Genomic DNA, 14,751 nt, shown 5'->3' on the forward strand with positions numbered 1-14,751 from the left:
ACGCCTCGCTCTTCTCAATGACAACGCGACTCGCAGGGGCTTTTCTGAGGATCGTTTCCTATGCTCGGAGCATGACATCGTCTGCGAGCAGTTCCGACCATCACCATCCCAGCGCCCGGGTGACCCCGGGCGTGCACCCTGGTTCGACGGAGCTCCTCCGATGAGCGGCGACCTCGTCGTCAGCATCGTTCTCGTCATCGTCTTCGTGCTCGTCGGCGGCGTTTTCGCTGCCACTGAGATGGCTCTGGTGACCCTGCGCGAGAGTCAGATCAACGCGATCGCGCAACGGGGCCGACGGGGTGAGACCGTCGCAGGGCTGGCGCGTAACCCGAACACCTTCCTCTCCGCCGTGCAGATCGGCGTCACCGTCGCCGGTTTCGCCTCCGCCGCATATGGCGCATCCTCGATCGCCCCTTCTGTGACGCCGCTGCTCGAGGGCCTCGGGCTCTCGGTTGCGGCGGCTTCGACCACGGCGACGATCGTGCTCACCCTGCTCATCGCATACCTGTCGCTGGTGCTCGGTGAGCTGGCGCCGAAGCGCCTCGCCATCCAGCACAATGCCCGGTTCTCCTACGCGGTCGCGCCGATTCTCGGCGGCTTCGCCGTTCTGATGCGTCCGGTCATCTGGTTCCTGTCCGTGTCGACCAACGCCGTCGTGCGCCTGCTCGGGGGCGACCCGAACAAGACCGGTGACAAGCTCTCAGACGAGGAGCTGCGCGAGATCGTGACCAGCCACGAGGGGTTGCCCGACGACGAGCGACGCATGCTCGACGACGTGCTGTCGCTGCGAGGCCGCCAGGTGAGCGAGATCATGCGCCCACGGCCCGAGGTCGTTTCGCTCGCGGTCGACGATTCGATCTCCGACGCTCTCGAAACTGTGCGTGCGCTGCCGTACTCGCGCTTTCCCGTCGTCGACCAGTCCATCGACGACATCGTGGGGTTCGTGCACGTGCGCGACCTCTTCGAGCTGCCAGACCGCACGATCGAGGTTCGAAAGGTCGTGCGGCCGATTCCCTTCATTCCGGCGACCGCGCGAATTCTGACCACCCTCACGAACCTGCGCGCATCCGGAGACCATATCGCCGTGGTCTTCGACGAGTACGGCGGGACAGACGGCATCGTGACGCTGGAGGATCTGGTCGAGGAGGTCGTCGGTGAGATCTTCGACGAGTACGACACCGAGACGGCGTCCGCCGAGATGATGGAGCAGGGCGGCGCTGTCGACGGCCGGTTGAACTTCCAGGACTTCGAAGAGGCGACTGGAGTGACCCTGCCGCCCGCCGCGTCGGACACCGTGGCCGGATTCGTCGTCGAGCGGCTCGGACGTCTGGCGGTCGTGGGCGATCGCATCGATGTCGACGGCGGAGTGCTTCAGGTGGCGGCAATGGATCGGCGCCGCATCTCCGAACTGCACTTCACTCCGACGGCGGCAGCCGAGACCGACTAGCCGAAACGTCGAAGAGCGGACCACCCGAGGGTGGCCAGCTCTTCGACGTGCGGTGCTACGGCCGCAGCAGAACCTTGCCGCCGCGACCCGCGACGAAGTTCGCGGCACTCGCCTTGCGAGCGTCATCGAACGAGTAGATCTCCTCGACGGGCAGCGTCAAGGTGCCTTCACCGATGCGGGTGATCAGTTCGCCGAGCAGGGCGGCGCGCTTTGCGCCGTCCATGCCGCCCATGACCTTGCTTCCCCAGAATCCCGAGACCGAGATGCTCTTGAAGATGATGGGGCCGGAGGGGATCTCCATGGTGGGCGCACCCATCGCGCCGAAGACCACGAGATGTCCGTTCTCGCCCAGCAGCGAGACGATGTCGCCGGCTGCGGATCCGCCGACGGAGTCGACACCGACGCCGATGTGCGCCCCCGAGGTGATCTCGGCTGCGGCGTCGCGCCATCCATCGGTGTCGGTCGCGACGATGTTGCCGATGCCCTGGGCTTTCATCTCCTCGACTCCGGCAGCGCGCCGCACGAGGCCGAGCACGTTGATTCCACGGGCTGCGGCGAGCTGGGCAACGAGTCGACCGACCGCGCCGTTGGCCGCGTTCTGCACGAGCCAGTCGCCCTCGGAGAGGTTGAGTGTGTCGAGCAGGGCGATCGCGCTGAACGGCATCGACACGAGCTGCGAGGCGACCTCGTCGGAGAGTGCGTCGTCGACGGGCATGAGCGCGGCGGCCTTCGCGATGAAGTACTCGGCCCAGACTCCGAAGGTTCCGCCGGAGGCGACCCTCTGGCCTACCTGCAGTGCGGTGACTCCCTCGCCCAGTGCATCGACGATGCCGACGGCCTCGGTTCCTGCCTGGGCGGGAAGCTCGGGCTTGAATCCATAGGTTCCACGGATCGTCCACAGGTCGTGGTTGTGGATGGGGCTCAGCAGGGTGCGAACACGCACCTCGCCTGCTCCGGGCTCGGGGGTGGGCACGTTCTCTACAGAGAGAACCTCTGCCGGGTCTCCGAATTCGTTGTGGATGATGGCGCGCATGGCGTTCTCGCCTTTCTCTCTGGGGTGTAGCGGCGGTTGTGCCGCGGTGTGGTGGTGATGGAGTCGGTTAGACGGTGAGGGAGATGATGGTGGCGATCACTGCAAGCAGGGGCAGCGTGCCCTGTTTGATCGCGGCCGAACGCTTGTCGGGCGACGACACGAACAGTACGAGGGCCGCCGCGAACATCGATCCGGTGCCGACCAGGATGAGGGCGGGGCCGACCTCGGAGGTGCTGACCAGCACGAAGACGATGCCGATGATCGTGGCGATGGCCAGGAAGAGATTGTAGAAGCCCTGGTTGTAGGCGAAGGGCCTTGTCGTCTCGACCTCGGCTGTGGACGCCGGTCCGAAAGTCTTGCGCGCGGCGGGGCCGTCCCACGCCAACGACTCCATCCAGAAGATGTAGACGTGCAGCAGAGCAGCGAGCGCAGCAATCACGACGGATGCGATGACCATGAGAATCTCCTTTTTTGAACCGACCGTTTCACTATATACTCATTCGACAGGCGCTTGCCAGTGTCGAAAGGAGAAAACCATGGGAAGAACACGTGCATTCGCGGAGATCGACGTCGTGCGTGCGGCCCGTGGAGTCTTCTGGAGTCGAGGCTACGAAGACACGTCGCTGCCGGATCTCGAGGCGGCGACCGGGCTGAATCGATCGAGCATCTATCACTCGTTCGGCAGCAAGAGGGGGCTCTTCGATGCCGCGATCGAGTCGTACCTCGACGATGTCGTCCGTCCCCGGCTCGAGCCTTTGCGTGCAGATGTGGTCGAACCCGATGCGCTCGCGGTCTATCTGCGGGGGCTTCGTCGCGCGATGGTCGACGAGGATACGGCCCTGGCCAAGAACGGATGCCTGCTGCTCAATGCCACCGGCTCATCGCTGGGCCATGAGGAGGGTCTCGCAGCGGTTGTCACGGCCTACACGTCAGACCTGCGTGGCGCGGTCGCATCCGGTGTCGCCGCGCGTCATCCCGAACTGCCTCGCGAGAGTCTCGAGCTGTTGACGACGACATGCGCCGGCCTGGTCTTCGCGTCGATGGCTATCGTGCGGGTCGACCATGCCGCCGCCGCGGCCATGCTCGACGCCGCGCTCGATGCTCTGGAGCGCCGTGCTTTCTGACAGTGGGTGTTGCCGGACATTTTGCTGATCGAAAGCCCCACAGTTGCTGAACCATAGCTGGGGGTTTATCGCACATTCAGCTTCAGAGAGATTTTCTCAATCGACAGGGATACGCTTCATCAGTTCTGATGATCTGAGGTAAGTCGTGCTGTTCGTTCGCTGGATTCTCCGCCATCCCTTTACCGTGATGTGCTGTGCCATCGTCATCGTGTTGAGTATTGTCGGGTTCGCCTCGAGTACCTACGACTGGGGATGGCAGGTTCTGGCGACAGGCCAGGAGGACGTCTTCAGGCACCACCGCTGGTGGGGCCTCATCACGGCGTTCCTCGCGGTCGACGGCGGAGGAGCCCTGATCTTCGTCGTGCCATTCATCGTGGTGGTGGTCGGTGCAGCGGAACAACTCATGGGCAGCTGGCGCACCGCCATCGCGTATGTCGGCGGCAGCGCCGCATCCGGCCTCATCGGATTCGGTCTCAGCTGGGTCGAAAGCACCTACCTCGGTTTTCTGCCGCTGAATGCGCCATCGATCGAGGCGCTGTCGCCGGCGACAGGTGTCATCTGCGCCGCGATGGCCGCGAGCTCGTTCGCTTCGGCCCTGTGGCGACGCCGGATACGTCTGGGCGCGTCGTTCATCGCCGTCACGCTCTTCCTGTACTCGGGTGGAGCGGGCGACTTCTACTCACTCGTCGCTGTGCCCGTCGGGCTCGTTCTCGGCTTCGCGTTGGGTGGATCGAGATCGAAGTTCCGGCTCATCCGCAGTTCGCATCACGAGATCCGCACCCTGCTCGCCGCGGTCGTGGCCCTCGGCTCGATCGGCCCCGTTGTGGCCGCCCTGATCGGCTCGGGCAGCGGCCTGCTCTCGATCTACGGTCTTCTGGCCGTCGATGTCGATCATCCGCGCACGGCCCTGATCGGACTTCTTCCTGTCGCCGTGGGGGTCGTGGCCGCCTGGGGCATTCTGCGCGGTCGCCGCGCCGCCCTCTGGCTGGCCGTCTGCATCCAGGTCATGATGTCCGCCGTGATGCTCGGCGTCTTCGTGGTCATTCAGCCGGAGACCATGACCGCGATCGCGGAGCAGGCCAATGAAGAGGTCGACCCCTATATCTGGCAGACCCTCACCGGCAGCGCCCTGTGCGCGATCCTGCCGCTGGCCAGTGCCGCCTTGCTCATCCTGCTGCGCAAGCACGTCGACGTTCGTCCGTCGCGCGCGAGTGCAAAGCGGTTCCTGGTGATCACGCTGAGTGCGCTCGCGGGCACCGCGCTCATCTCGTTCGTGGGAATCCTGTCGATCAGCGATCAGTTCCGGCCGGTGCCGACGGCGCTGGACATTCTGCGCGCGCTGCCACTGCGTCTCATTCCGCACACCTTCGTGATCTCCGACGGGCTCGCATTCGTTCCGACGACGCACTGGGCACATAAGGTGTGGTCGCTGCCGGCGGGACTCTTCTGGGCCGCGGTGCTCACCGCATCCTGTCTTCTCGTTCTCGGTCGCACGGCCGTGATCGATGATGACGATCGCGTGCGTGCACGGGCGATTCTCGAACGGGGAGGCGGCCACACGCTGTCGTTCATGTCGACCTGGCCCGGCAACTCCTTCTGGTTCGACGAGGTGTCTGACGCCGCGGTCGCTTACCGGGTGCAGGGATTCGTGGCCGTGGCTGTGGGAGGGCCTTTCGGTCCCGCGTTCGCCGACCCGCAGGTGGTCGAGCGTTTTGTGCGCTTCTGCGGCGATCACGGGTGGACGCCGACCTTCTACGGGGTCGACGATGCCACGATCGAGACCTTCGCCGGGCTGCGCTGGCAGCGCCTCAAAGTCGCAGAAGAGGCGGTTCTGCGACCCCGCGACTGGAATCCGACCGGCAAGAAATGGCAAGACATCCGCACGGCTGTGAACAAGGCGGGCCGCGCTGGAGTGGTGGCGAAGTGGACCTCGTGGCGTGAACTGTCGCTGCTGCAGAGATCTCAGATCCAGGCCATCTCCGAGGCGTGGGTCGCGGAGAAGAATCTGCCCGAGATGGGATTCACACTCGGTGGGCTCGACGAACTCGTCGATTCGTCGGTGCGCCTCATGCTCGCCATCGACGCCGAGGGCACGATCGTGGCGGTCACGAGTTGGCTTCCCCTCTACGGCACCGACGACGCCGGCCAGCCGCGCGTCAACGGCTACACCCTCGATTTCATGAGGCGCCGCACCGACGCCGCAAACGGAACGATGGAGTTCGTCATCGCCGCCGCGGTCGAGCAGGCCAAGAGCGATGGATTGGAGATCCTGAGTCTCTCTGGCGCTCCGCTTGCGAACGCCGCGCCCGAGTCGTCGACCCTCGACGTACGAGGCAGCGTCGTGGCCCAGATCCTCGACTACGTCGGACGCTCGCTCGAGCCCGCCTACGGATTCCGGTCCTTGCTGAATTTCAAGAAGAAGTTCCAGCCCGAGTTCGTTCCCCTCTGGCTGCTCTACCCTGACACCACGGATCTTCCGGCAGTCGGCGCAGCGATCGGACGCTGCTACCTGCCCCGGCTGTCGGTGGTGCAGCTGAGCGGGCTGCTTCGCGATCTGCGACCGAAGCCGACACAGGAGGCTCACCGTGAACCTGCTGCTTAGCCTCGCCATCACAGAGGGGCCTGTGGTGTACGTCGCGTACGCCCTGGCCTTCGCGGCGGTCGTGCTGATTGTGCTTCGCCGCCCGAGCACGAGATGGAATCGGCGTCGCTGGCTCACTCATGTCGCCGTCGCCGCCGTCGCCGGAGCGATCGTTGGCGTAGCCCTGACCTGGATCCTCTCCGACTGGCTCGACCTCTTCGGGGCTGATCTGACCGCTGTCGTGCGGGTCTGGATCGCGGTCGGTTTCGCCGCCTTCGGCGTCGCGATCGTCTCGATGCGGCGCGCAGGCTGGATGCGCGTGGTCGGGTCGGCGCTCGCGCTCGTGCTTTTCGTTCTCACCACCGCGATGGCCATCAACATCGACTTCGGACAGTACCCCACCGTGCGCAGCGCGCTCGGGATCAGCGCTGTCGTCGATGCGGCCGACCAGCCCCTTCCCGAGGTCGAGGGCGTCGCGGTGCCGACGATCGCAGACTGGGTCGCTCCGGAGGGCATGCCGAAGGTCGGAACCCTGACGACCGTCACGATCCCCGCGACCGAGTCCGGATTCCCTGCCAGGCCAGGGGTCGTGTATCTGCCGCCCGCTGCGCTCACGGCGAACCCCCCGAAGCTGCCGGTGATGGTCATGATGTCAGGTCAGCCGGGAACCCCCGAAGACCCCTTCCTCACCGACAAGCTGCAGCAGAGCCTCGACGCCTATGCCAAGGCGCACGACGGGCTCGCCCCGATCGTGGTGGCCCCCGACCAACTCGGAGCTCCGACAGCCAACCCGATGTGCGTGGACTCGCCTCTCGGCAAGTCTCAGAGCTACCTCACCATCGACGTGCCCAACTGGATCAAGGCGAACCTCAATGTGATCGACGATCCGCACTATTGGGCGGTCGGTGGGCTGTCCCAGGGCGGTACGTGCTCCATTCAGCTCGGCGCGGCCTTTCCGAATCTGTTCGGAGCGATCCTCGACGCATCGGGCGAGCAGTACCCGCGCATCGGCAACGAACAGAAGACCGCCGACGCGGCATTCGGTGGCAGCCTGACTCGATACGAGGCCGCCTACCCCACGAACATCATGCAGCAGCACGGCCAGTACGCCGATACGTTCGCCGTCTTCGGTGTCGGCTCCAACGATGAGGCTTTTTTGCCGCAGGTCAAGACCGTCTACGCCGCAGCCAAGGCGGCCGGAATGGACGCCACGTACATCGAGGCGCCGGGCAGCGCGCACGACTCCACGACCTGGTCGTACGTGTTCGCCCAGGGCCTGCAGCTCATCGCCGACCACTGGTCGCTCTCCGCGAAGCAGGCCAGCTAACAGCGATCAGTACCGGATGGCGTCGATCACCTTCACGCGCACGGCCACGAGCGCGGGCAGCAGGCCGGCCAGAGCTCCGACAGCGGTCGCCGCAACGAGGCCGAGGACTGCCGCCTCTGCGGGGAACGGCGGGAAGTCGCTGACCAGACCCTGGCCGATGAGATCCATGGTCCATGGGTTCTGCACGAGAAGAACGGACGCGATCACTCCGGCGGCGCCGGCTGCGATGGTCGCCACCACGCTCTCCATCATCACCGAGAAGAACACCCGCCCGGCCGTGGCGCCGAAGCTGCGGCGGATTCCGATCTCGCGCACGCGCTGCTTCACGGTCACGAGGGCGATGTTCACGAGTCCGAGAGCGCCGAGCAGCAGCACGAGCACGGCGATTCCACCGACGACGAGTTTCGTCACGAGAAAGGGGTCGTCGCCGTACTGGGCGTAATCCTGGCGATAGACGTCGACCTGAACGTCACCGGTTCCGCCTCCGGGCGTCGCAAGCGCCGACGTGAAGTCGCGCTTCACGACCTCCATGAGCTGCTCTGAGATGGCGGGAGGCACCCACATCTCATATTGTGTGGAGCCGCCACCTCCGCCATACGGATCCTGCACGGCGGCCGAGGGCCTTGCGGCCGTCATCGCAGAGAGCTGGTCGGCGAGCATGAACATGGCGGGATCGGTCTCGTAGCTCGCCACGGGGTAGACGCCCACGATCACCGCGGTCGTGCCGGGTTTGCCGCCCTGAGCGCCGAGCTCGACGGTCGGATGCGTTCGCAACTCGGGGCTGCCGAGTCGCTCCCAGAAGATCTGATTGACCACGAGCGCGGGCGCGAGGCCTGCGGCATCGTCGGCGGTGAACCACTCGCCCTCGGTGAGGCGCACCCGGTGCATCTCGCCGTAGGGCTGGTCGACGGCCTGCGTCTGCACGTCGACGACTCCGGTGGTGAACGGCACGGCTTGAGTCGTCTGCATCACCCGGCTGCCATAGGTGATGTCGTAACGGGCGAGCGTCTCGGCCCACGTCGCATCCATCGTCGCCGAATCGATCGCGGTGCCCTGGTTGCTGTAGGCCGAGACGAAGAGGCTCGCGGGCCGCCCGCTCTGCCGCTCGCTGAGTTCTTGGTTCGCCTGCTGCACGATGCCTCCGAGCGCCACGACCGTCGTGAGCGAGCAGACGGCGACGGCGACGCCGATCAGCGAGAGCAGCACTCGAGTGCGATGCACCCGCAGTTCCTGCCAGGCCTCGATGACCGCTCCGACGAGGCTCGTGAATGCGCGCTTCACGAGATGGCCTCGGATGCCGCAGCCAGCTCGTCACTGTCGGCTCGCGTCAAGACGCCGCGGTCGAGTCGGAAGTGGTCACGCGCCCGAGCGGCGATGGCGGGGTCGTGGGTGATTGTCACGAGAGCCGCACCGGTTCGCGTCGCGACCTCGTCGATCAGCTGCATCACCGAGCTGCCGGTATCGAGGTCGAGTGCACCCGTGGGCTCGTCGGCAAGAATCAGCCGCGGTCCGCGCACCAGCGAGCGGGCGATGGCGACGCGCTGCTGCTCTCCGCCCGAGAGCCTGTCGGGCATGCTCTCCATGCGGTCGCCGAGACCGACCTCCTGGAGCATCTCGGCGGCAAGCTGCTTGCGGCGCCAGAACGATCGGCCCTCGGCATAGAGCAGCGGCATGGCGACGTTCTCCAGGGCCGTGCGACCCGGAAGCAGGTTGAACTGCTGAAAGACGAAGCCGATCTGCGCGCCGCGCACCCGATCGCGGGCGGCACCGGAATACGACTTGACCGGACGATCATCGAACGTCAGCAGTCCGCTCGTGGGCATGTCGAGAAGGCCGAGCAGATTGAGCAGAGTCGATTTGCCCGAGCCCGAGCGACCCACGATAGAGATGCGGTCACCCGGCTCGACCGTGAGGTCGACGCCGTTCAAGATGGTCAGAGCCGGCTGGTCAGGCGGAATCACGGTGCGCGTGACGTCGCGCAGTTCGAGCAGGCTCACCTGGTGATGACCCCGCCACAGTCGACCGCTCCGGGCGGGCAGCCCGAGGGGTCGGCCAGTGCGCCGGGCGCGAATTGCAGAATCTGATCGCCTTCGGCCAGCCCACCGGTGATCTCGACCTGGCTTCCGTCGTTCAACCCGAGTCCCACGGCCCGCTCTTCGGTGCTGCCGTCGGCCAGAGAAACCCAGACGGTGCCGCTCAGGGCGGCTCCCCGCACGGCGGTGGTGGGCACGACGAGCACATTCTCCGCCTTGCCGCCAGAGATCGTCATCTCTGCGGCGAGGCCGGAGAAGACGGTGACCTCGCCGGGGATCGGGCAGCTGACTGTGGTGGTGGAGCCGCCGCTCGTTCCTCCGGTTCCGGCTCCGCCCGTTCCTCCAGCGGTCTCGTCGCCGCCCGCATTGCCGCCTTCACTGCCGGCCAGCGGAGTCGTGATGCGGAGTCCGGTGCAGGTGAACGCGGCGGGCCCGCCGGTGATGGCGATCGAGGCCTCCGTCGGCTGATCGACCAGCCGATAGCGCTGCTCGGGCTTCAGCGATCCCGAAACCGAGAAGGTGGGCGGCGCGATCTGCCCGGCCACCATGCCGATGGTCACGTCTTGCCCCGAGATCACGCCGAGCGAACTGAGCACACCGGCCGCGGGGGCGAGCACCTGCTCGTAGCGGTAAATCTTGGGCTTGGTCTTGCCTTCCGAGTCGATGCTGTCTTCGGGGGTGCGCACGATCTCGACCTTGACGTCGAAGACGGTGTCGCCGGCGGCGACCACGGAACCCTGCGGGAAGAAGATCTCGTCGACCGTTCCGGCGGCGGTCGACTTGAGTGGTGAGGCCGGATCAGCGGTGACGTTCGCCTGAACGACGACGTCGTTCACGATCGTGCCCAGGGCGACCGGGATAACAGGTTCGACGACCTCTCCGGTGGGAACCGCGGATACCTCTTCGGTCTTGTCGGGAAAGAAGGCGAGTTTGCCCAGCGCCACGGCGATCGCCGCGATGAGCAGAATCCGCAGCACGGGAAAGACCCATTTTCGAACCACGCCCACGCCCACTCCTTCGTTCGGTACCCACCGACTATTGCAGAAAGAAGAATGTCGCACTGTGACGCCGAGGGTACATCTGTTCGCATCAGGCTCTCACGCGGCGTGTTGCTTCTGTGTGGCGTACTGTCGACCATCATGAGACATCGAGTCCCAAGCTGCGCTCCTCTGTGTCGACATCACATGCGAGATTAGATTCGGTCGCGGAAGGAGCATGATCGATGAAACCGGCAGTTCACGGCGTGCGTGCCGTCGAAGACTGGATGGCGCAGCACGCGCAGACGGTCGGATGGCAGCCGCCGTCTCGACGGCATGCGGGCAGGTTCGATCTCGGCGCCGATTCCGCGCATTCCGCCGTGCTGCAGGTCGTCGACGGCGAGTGGCATCTGCAACTCGATACAGCGAAGGGCCGCAGCCTGCCCGTGCTCGGGCCTGTCGATTCACCTCTCGAGGTGTTCCTCGATGCACTGATGTTCGCGATCTACATGCGGGCCACGGCAGAAGTCGATCGCGCGGACCGAACGGCCAGTGCCGAGCTGTCGCACCTGCTTCGTCAGCTGGCCGACGCCACCGATGACGCGCGCTACGGCGGCCGCGCCGCGCTCCTGCTCGCCGGTCACGCCATCAAAGACGGTCGGCGTCTCGAGGCGCGTTCCCGAATAGAAGATGCGATCCGGCTCTTCGCGGTGGCGCGAGACCTCACGGCAGAAGAGAACGCGCGAACCGTTCTCGCCGACCTTCCCCGACTGATGAGCAGCACAGAGGTCTGATCGGTTCTCGCCCTTACAGCCGTGCCACGAGGGTGCGCGCCGCTTCGATCGTGAGTCGACGATCGTGAGTGAGGATGAATTCGTAGGTGTCATTCGTCGGCGAGGGTTCGCCTAACTGGCGAGCCGTCAGTGTGGCCGCGAAGTTCGGTGAGATCACCACGACATTCCACTCGGCGACGAGGGGGTCGGCCTCGTCGAGGTCGACGCCGCACACGGAGCCGGTGAGGCCGAGCTCGCTGAATCGGTGGCCGAAGACGCCGACAAACGCAGCCGTGAGCCCGAGAGGAAAGTATCGTTCCACCGCCCAATCGTCGAAATTGTCACGGTGCTGAAAGGTGCCGAACACGAGGGCAGCATCGTCTTCGGCCGCGGCGCGGGCCTCTAAGAAGAGACTGATCTGCAGGAGCAGGCCGCGATTCGAAACGTGCGCTTCGCGCCGCTCGGCGGCTACAGAGAACGGAGTGTCCTGACGAAGCCCGGCGAGTCGTCCCGATGGGGCTGGCCGCACGCCCGATAGATACGGCAGAGTATCGGGCAGTTTGTCGGGGCAGCCGTACAGCGGTCCCTGCGCGAGCGTTGCCCCGAGCGCTCTGGCCGTGAGAACCTGCTGTTCGGTCTCGACTCCGTGAGCCAGCACCAGGCATCCGGTCGCCTCGGCGTAGGCCGAGACGCCACTCAGAACGGATGCGAGTCGCTGGTCGGGCAGATCGCTGATGATCTGCAGGTCGAGGCAGATCACATCCGGCGCCACGGCGGGCAGCAGGGCGAGGGTGTGCGGGTCGACGCCTACTTCTGTCATGGCGATCGCCCATCCCTGATCGCGGATGCGCACGATCGCCTGAAGGAGGGGGACGAGATCGGCGTCGACGAGCGTGTGGCCCGCGATCTCGAGAACCATGGGATGCGCCAGCGCCGTCTCGTCATCTGCGAGCCGTGTGACGGTCGAGGGAGCCGCGCTGAAGAACAGGCTTCGAGGAGCTGAGAGGCCCGAACGCTCCGATGTGAGGATCGCCTCGGTACGACTGACCGTGTCGAACTCGATCACCCTGTCGGCTTCGGCGGCCGCCGTGGACAGTGCGTCGGGCGATTCGAGGAGAGACCCCTGAGGCCCGCGAGTGCTCGTGCCGTAGGCGACGACCGACATGGAGTCGAGATCGAAAATGGGCTGAAAGCTGGTGTGAACGAGGCCGCCTTCGAGGATGCGATCGAGCTCCGCACTCGCTGCAGAGGGTGCTGCGGTGTCGGATCTCGGAAAGGCGTTCACGGAAATTAATCATGACACCGATAGCGCTCTCAATGGGGTGGAACGGTGCCCCCTATTCGGGGCAATGGCGTCGCGGTGTTCAGCCCTCGAACGTCGCGAGCGGTTCTTCGGGCGCTTCCGGGTCGCCCTCCGCGAGTCCCCGATCGATGGCGCGGCGCGAGGCCAGCCACATGACGAGTCCGGCGACGAGCACAAGCGTCTCGGTGGCCGTCAGCGACCAGATGATGCCGCCGAGCCCGAACCACAGGTTGCCGAGCAGAACGATGGGCACGAAGAGGATGCCCTGGGTCACCGACATCACGGTCGCCGCGAGAGCCTGGCCTGTCGCTTGAAAAAGGGAGGTGATAAGGCCCGTGAACCCGTTGGCGATCATGGCGACGAGTTGTGCGGTGAGGACGGTCACCCCGATAGAGAGCACGGTCTCGTCGTGAACGAAACCTGCGAACACCTGGTCGCGGAAGACGAACACCACCACAGAGAAGAGCAGCCCGATGCCACCGACGGTGACGACAGACGCTCGCAGTGCGGAGAAGAGTCGGTCGCGGTCGCCCCGTCCGAACGAATAGGCCAGGAGCGGCAGGATGCCGAGAGAGACTCCCATCAGCAGGAACTCGGGCACCTGAGCGATCCGCACCGCGACGCCCATCGCTGCGAGGGGCCCGTCGCCGTAGGCCGCCGCGAGATTGTTCAGCACCAGAGCAGTGACGATCAGGAAGATGGACTGGAGAAGCGTGCTCGCTCCGACTCCGAGAACGGGCTTGAGCACAGCCGGCCGCAGAGTGAACCATCTCGGAGCGACGCTCATGTGCTCGCTGTTCCTCGTGAGCCAGGTGACGAAATAGACGACGACGCCGAGGTTCGCGAGTCCCATCGAGAGAGCGGCCCCCGCGACTCCCCAACGCAATCCGACGATGAAAACGAGGTCGAATACGAGGCTGGCGACGGTCGACCCGATGAGTCCGATCATCACCTGTCGGGCAGCACCCTCGGCGCGAACGAGCTGTTCGAGACAGAAGGCGGCGGCCAAGATGGGAACGAATGCGAGCATGACTCCCACGAAGGCTGTCGTCGCCGGTGCGGCGTCGGAGTCGGCGCCGAGCAGAGACACGAGCGGTCGCAGGAAGATCAGGCCCAGTCCGCCGACGAACGCTCCGGAGATCACGGCTCCCCAGACGGAGAACGATGCGACGTGCTTGATCTCCGAGGCTTGAGCGGGCTGCTTCTGCGCCGCTCCGAGGAGGCGCGAGATGAATGCGCCGCCCCCGGTTCCGAACACGCTCCCGATGGCCATGACCAGAACGAGAAGAGGAGAGCCGAAGGTGATGGCGGCGAGCAGCGCGGTGTCGTGCAGCGAGCCGACGACGCCGGCGTTGATCAGGTTGTAGACGGCGGTGATCATCAACGCCATGGCCATAGGTACGCAGAGATGAATGAGGGCGCGCACGATCGGCGCCGTGGAGAGGTACCAGAGGCTGCTGTGCTTTGGTGCGGACGTGTTCGTCATCGACTGCGTGGTTGGTGAGGTCATGAGGTGCTCCATTTTGGGCGCGTTCGAGGGCGCGCCGGCGAGCGCCGGCACGGCGTGATGGGTGGTGCTGGATGCGCGGGCCGGGTGTTACCGGAGGGCGCGAGTGATCAGCGGCTGGGTTGGGGCAGCTCGGCGGTGATCTTGGTGAGCAGAGCGTGAAGCGTGGACCGCTCGGCAGCTGTCAGCGGCGCGAGGATCGTGTCCTCGGTGCCGGCCATCGCCTCGTCGAACCCGGCGATGAGTTCTGCCCCGGATTCAGTGGCGTATACGCGTTTGGTGCGCGCGTTGGCGTCATCAGCGCGGCGTTCCACCAGGCCGCGATCTTCGAGCCCCTGCAGAAGGCTCGAGACGCTCGCGGCCGTGGTTCGGCTGACCTCGGCGATGTCTCTCTGAATGGCGCCGGGATTCTGCACCAGGTAGCCGAGCACGAATGACTGCGCCCGGCTGAGCTCGCGCTCACGAATCCAGTCCTCGCCCGCCTTCATCTGAGCCCAGCCGATCCAGCGGAACAGATCGACGGTTCTGATGATGGGAATCTCGGGTCCGGCCATAGTTAGAAAGCTAATGGTTAGAGATCTAACTGTCAAGTTTGATGACCGCATCTTCTACTCACGCCCGTTCACGCAACGTTCACCCACGCTCG

Annotated in this window: 13 protein-coding genes; 5 read left to right on the forward strand and 8 right to left on the reverse strand. The window is 65.5% G+C overall.

Features of this window, described 5'->3' with window-relative positions:
• Positions 1 to 160 precede the first annotated feature (160 nt).
• On the forward strand, positions 161 to 1,447 hold the full coding sequence (locus B9Y86_RS06440) for a hemolysin family protein (RefSeq protein WP_085484203.1): 1,287 nt from the start codon (positions 161 to 163) through the stop codon (positions 1,445 to 1,447).
• Between the two features lie 55 nt (positions 1,448 to 1,502).
• On the opposite strand, the gene B9Y86_RS06445 is transcribed toward B9Y86_RS06440, so the two are convergent.
• Together B9Y86_RS06445 and B9Y86_RS06450 are read right to left on the reverse strand one after the other, a co-directional pair.
• Positions 1,503 to 2,480, reverse strand: a complete 978-nt coding sequence (locus tag B9Y86_RS06445; RefSeq protein ID WP_085484205.1) for a zinc-binding dehydrogenase — start codon at positions 2,478 to 2,480, stop codon at positions 1,503 to 1,505.
• Positions 2,481 to 2,547: 67 nt separating this feature from the next.
• Positions 2,548 to 2,937: a DUF1304 domain-containing protein gene (locus B9Y86_RS06450; RefSeq protein ID WP_085484207.1), complete on the reverse strand. Its 390-nt coding sequence runs from the start codon at positions 2,935 to 2,937 to the stop codon at positions 2,548 to 2,550.
• A gap of 79 nt (positions 2,938 to 3,016) precedes the next feature.
• On the opposite strand from B9Y86_RS06450, the gene B9Y86_RS06455 reads away from it, so the two are divergent.
• The 3 genes from B9Y86_RS06455 to B9Y86_RS06465 all read left to right on the forward strand — a co-directional run bounded on the left by B9Y86_RS06455 (position 3,017) and on the right by B9Y86_RS06465 (position 7,512).
• Positions 3,017 to 3,604, forward strand: a complete 588-nt coding sequence (locus tag B9Y86_RS06455) for a TetR/AcrR family transcriptional regulator (protein WP_085484209.1) — start codon at positions 3,017 to 3,019, stop codon at positions 3,602 to 3,604.
• A 211-nt stretch (positions 3,605 to 3,815) separates the two neighbouring features.
• Positions 3,816 to 6,206 (forward strand): bifunctional lysylphosphatidylglycerol flippase/synthetase MprF, encoded by a 2,391-nt coding sequence (locus B9Y86_RS06460; protein ID WP_176223281.1) that lies wholly within the window; start codon positions 3,816 to 3,818, stop codon positions 6,204 to 6,206.
• On the forward strand, positions 6,190 to 7,512 hold the full coding sequence (locus B9Y86_RS06465; RefSeq protein WP_085484213.1) for an alpha/beta hydrolase: 1,323 nt from the start codon (positions 6,190 to 6,192) through the stop codon (positions 7,510 to 7,512). The genes B9Y86_RS06460 and B9Y86_RS06465 overlap by 17 nt, the downstream gene beginning before the upstream one ends.
• Before the next feature lie 6 nt (positions 7,513 to 7,518).
• Here B9Y86_RS06465 and B9Y86_RS06470 read toward each other — a convergent pair whose 3' ends face one another.
• Genes B9Y86_RS06470 through B9Y86_RS06480 form a run of 3 tightly spaced genes read right to left on the reverse strand, consistent with a single transcriptional unit; the run spans position 7,519 to position 10,552 of the window.
• Entirely contained in the window at positions 7,519 to 8,793 is a 1,275-nt protein-coding gene (locus tag B9Y86_RS06470; protein ID WP_139824778.1) for an ABC transporter permease, read from the reverse strand.
• A complete protein-coding gene (locus B9Y86_RS06475; RefSeq protein ID WP_085484217.1) occupies positions 8,790 to 9,509 on the reverse strand; it encodes an ABC transporter ATP-binding protein in 720 nt (239 codons plus the stop codon). The genes B9Y86_RS06470 and B9Y86_RS06475 overlap by 4 nt, the downstream gene beginning before the upstream one ends.
• Positions 9,506 to 10,552, reverse strand: a complete 1,047-nt coding sequence (locus tag B9Y86_RS06480; protein WP_176223282.1) for a permuted SH3 domain-containing protein — start codon at positions 10,550 to 10,552, stop codon at positions 9,506 to 9,508. The genes B9Y86_RS06475 and B9Y86_RS06480 overlap by 4 nt, the downstream gene beginning before the upstream one ends.
• Positions 10,553 to 10,767: 215 nt before the next feature.
• Between B9Y86_RS06480 and B9Y86_RS06485 the strand changes: the two genes are divergently transcribed.
• Entirely contained in the window at positions 10,768 to 11,316 is a 549-nt protein-coding gene (locus B9Y86_RS06485; protein ID WP_139824779.1) for a hypothetical protein, read from the forward strand.
• 13 nt (positions 11,317 to 11,329) lie between these two features.
• On the opposite strand, the gene B9Y86_RS06490 is transcribed toward B9Y86_RS06485, so the two are convergent.
• The 3 genes from B9Y86_RS06490 to B9Y86_RS06500 form a co-directional block, all read right to left on the reverse strand.
• On the reverse strand, positions 11,330 to 12,580 hold the full coding sequence (locus B9Y86_RS06490; protein WP_085484221.1) for an EAL domain-containing protein: 1,251 nt from the start codon (positions 12,578 to 12,580) through the stop codon (positions 11,330 to 11,332).
• 79 nt (positions 12,581 to 12,659) lie between these two features.
• Entirely contained in the window at positions 12,660 to 14,108 is a 1,449-nt protein-coding gene (locus tag B9Y86_RS06495; RefSeq protein WP_176223283.1) for an MATE family efflux transporter, read from the reverse strand.
• A gap of 107 nt (positions 14,109 to 14,215) precedes the next feature.
• Positions 14,216 to 14,659: a MarR family winged helix-turn-helix transcriptional regulator gene (locus B9Y86_RS06500; RefSeq protein ID WP_085484225.1), complete on the reverse strand. Its 444-nt coding sequence runs from the start codon at positions 14,657 to 14,659 to the stop codon at positions 14,216 to 14,218.
• Positions 14,660 to 14,751: the final 92 nt, after the last annotated feature.

Source organism: Agreia pratensis, assembly GCF_900177685.1.
GTDB classification, from domain to species: domain Bacteria; phylum Actinomycetota; class Actinomycetes; order Actinomycetales; family Microbacteriaceae; genus Agreia; species Agreia pratensis.

Bases quoted from the DNA above. Each gene is read 5' to 3' on its own strand.
- B9Y86_RS06440 (WP_085484203.1), top strand. From the start codon at position 161: ATGAGCGGCGACCTCGTCGTCAGCATCGTTCTCGTCATCGTCTTCGTG.
- B9Y86_RS06445 (WP_085484205.1), bottom strand. From the start codon at position 2,480: ATGCGCGCCATCATCCACAACGAATTCGGAGACCCGGCAGAGGTTCTC.
- B9Y86_RS06450 (WP_085484207.1), bottom strand. From the start codon at position 2,937: ATGGTCATCGCATCCGTCGTGATTGCTGCGCTCGCTGCTCTGCTGCAC.
- B9Y86_RS06455 (WP_085484209.1), top strand. From the start codon at position 3,017: ATGGGAAGAACACGTGCATTCGCGGAGATCGACGTCGTGCGTGCGGCC.
- B9Y86_RS06485 (WP_139824779.1), top strand. From the start codon at position 10,768: ATGAAACCGGCAGTTCACGGCGTGCGTGCCGTCGAAGACTGGATGGCG.
- B9Y86_RS06495 (WP_176223283.1), bottom strand. From the start codon at position 14,108: ATGACCTCACCAACCACGCAGTCGATGACGAACACGTCCGCACCAAAG.
- B9Y86_RS06500 (WP_085484225.1), bottom strand. From the start codon at position 14,659: ATGGCCGGACCCGAGATTCCCATCATCAGAACCGTCGATCTGTTCCGC.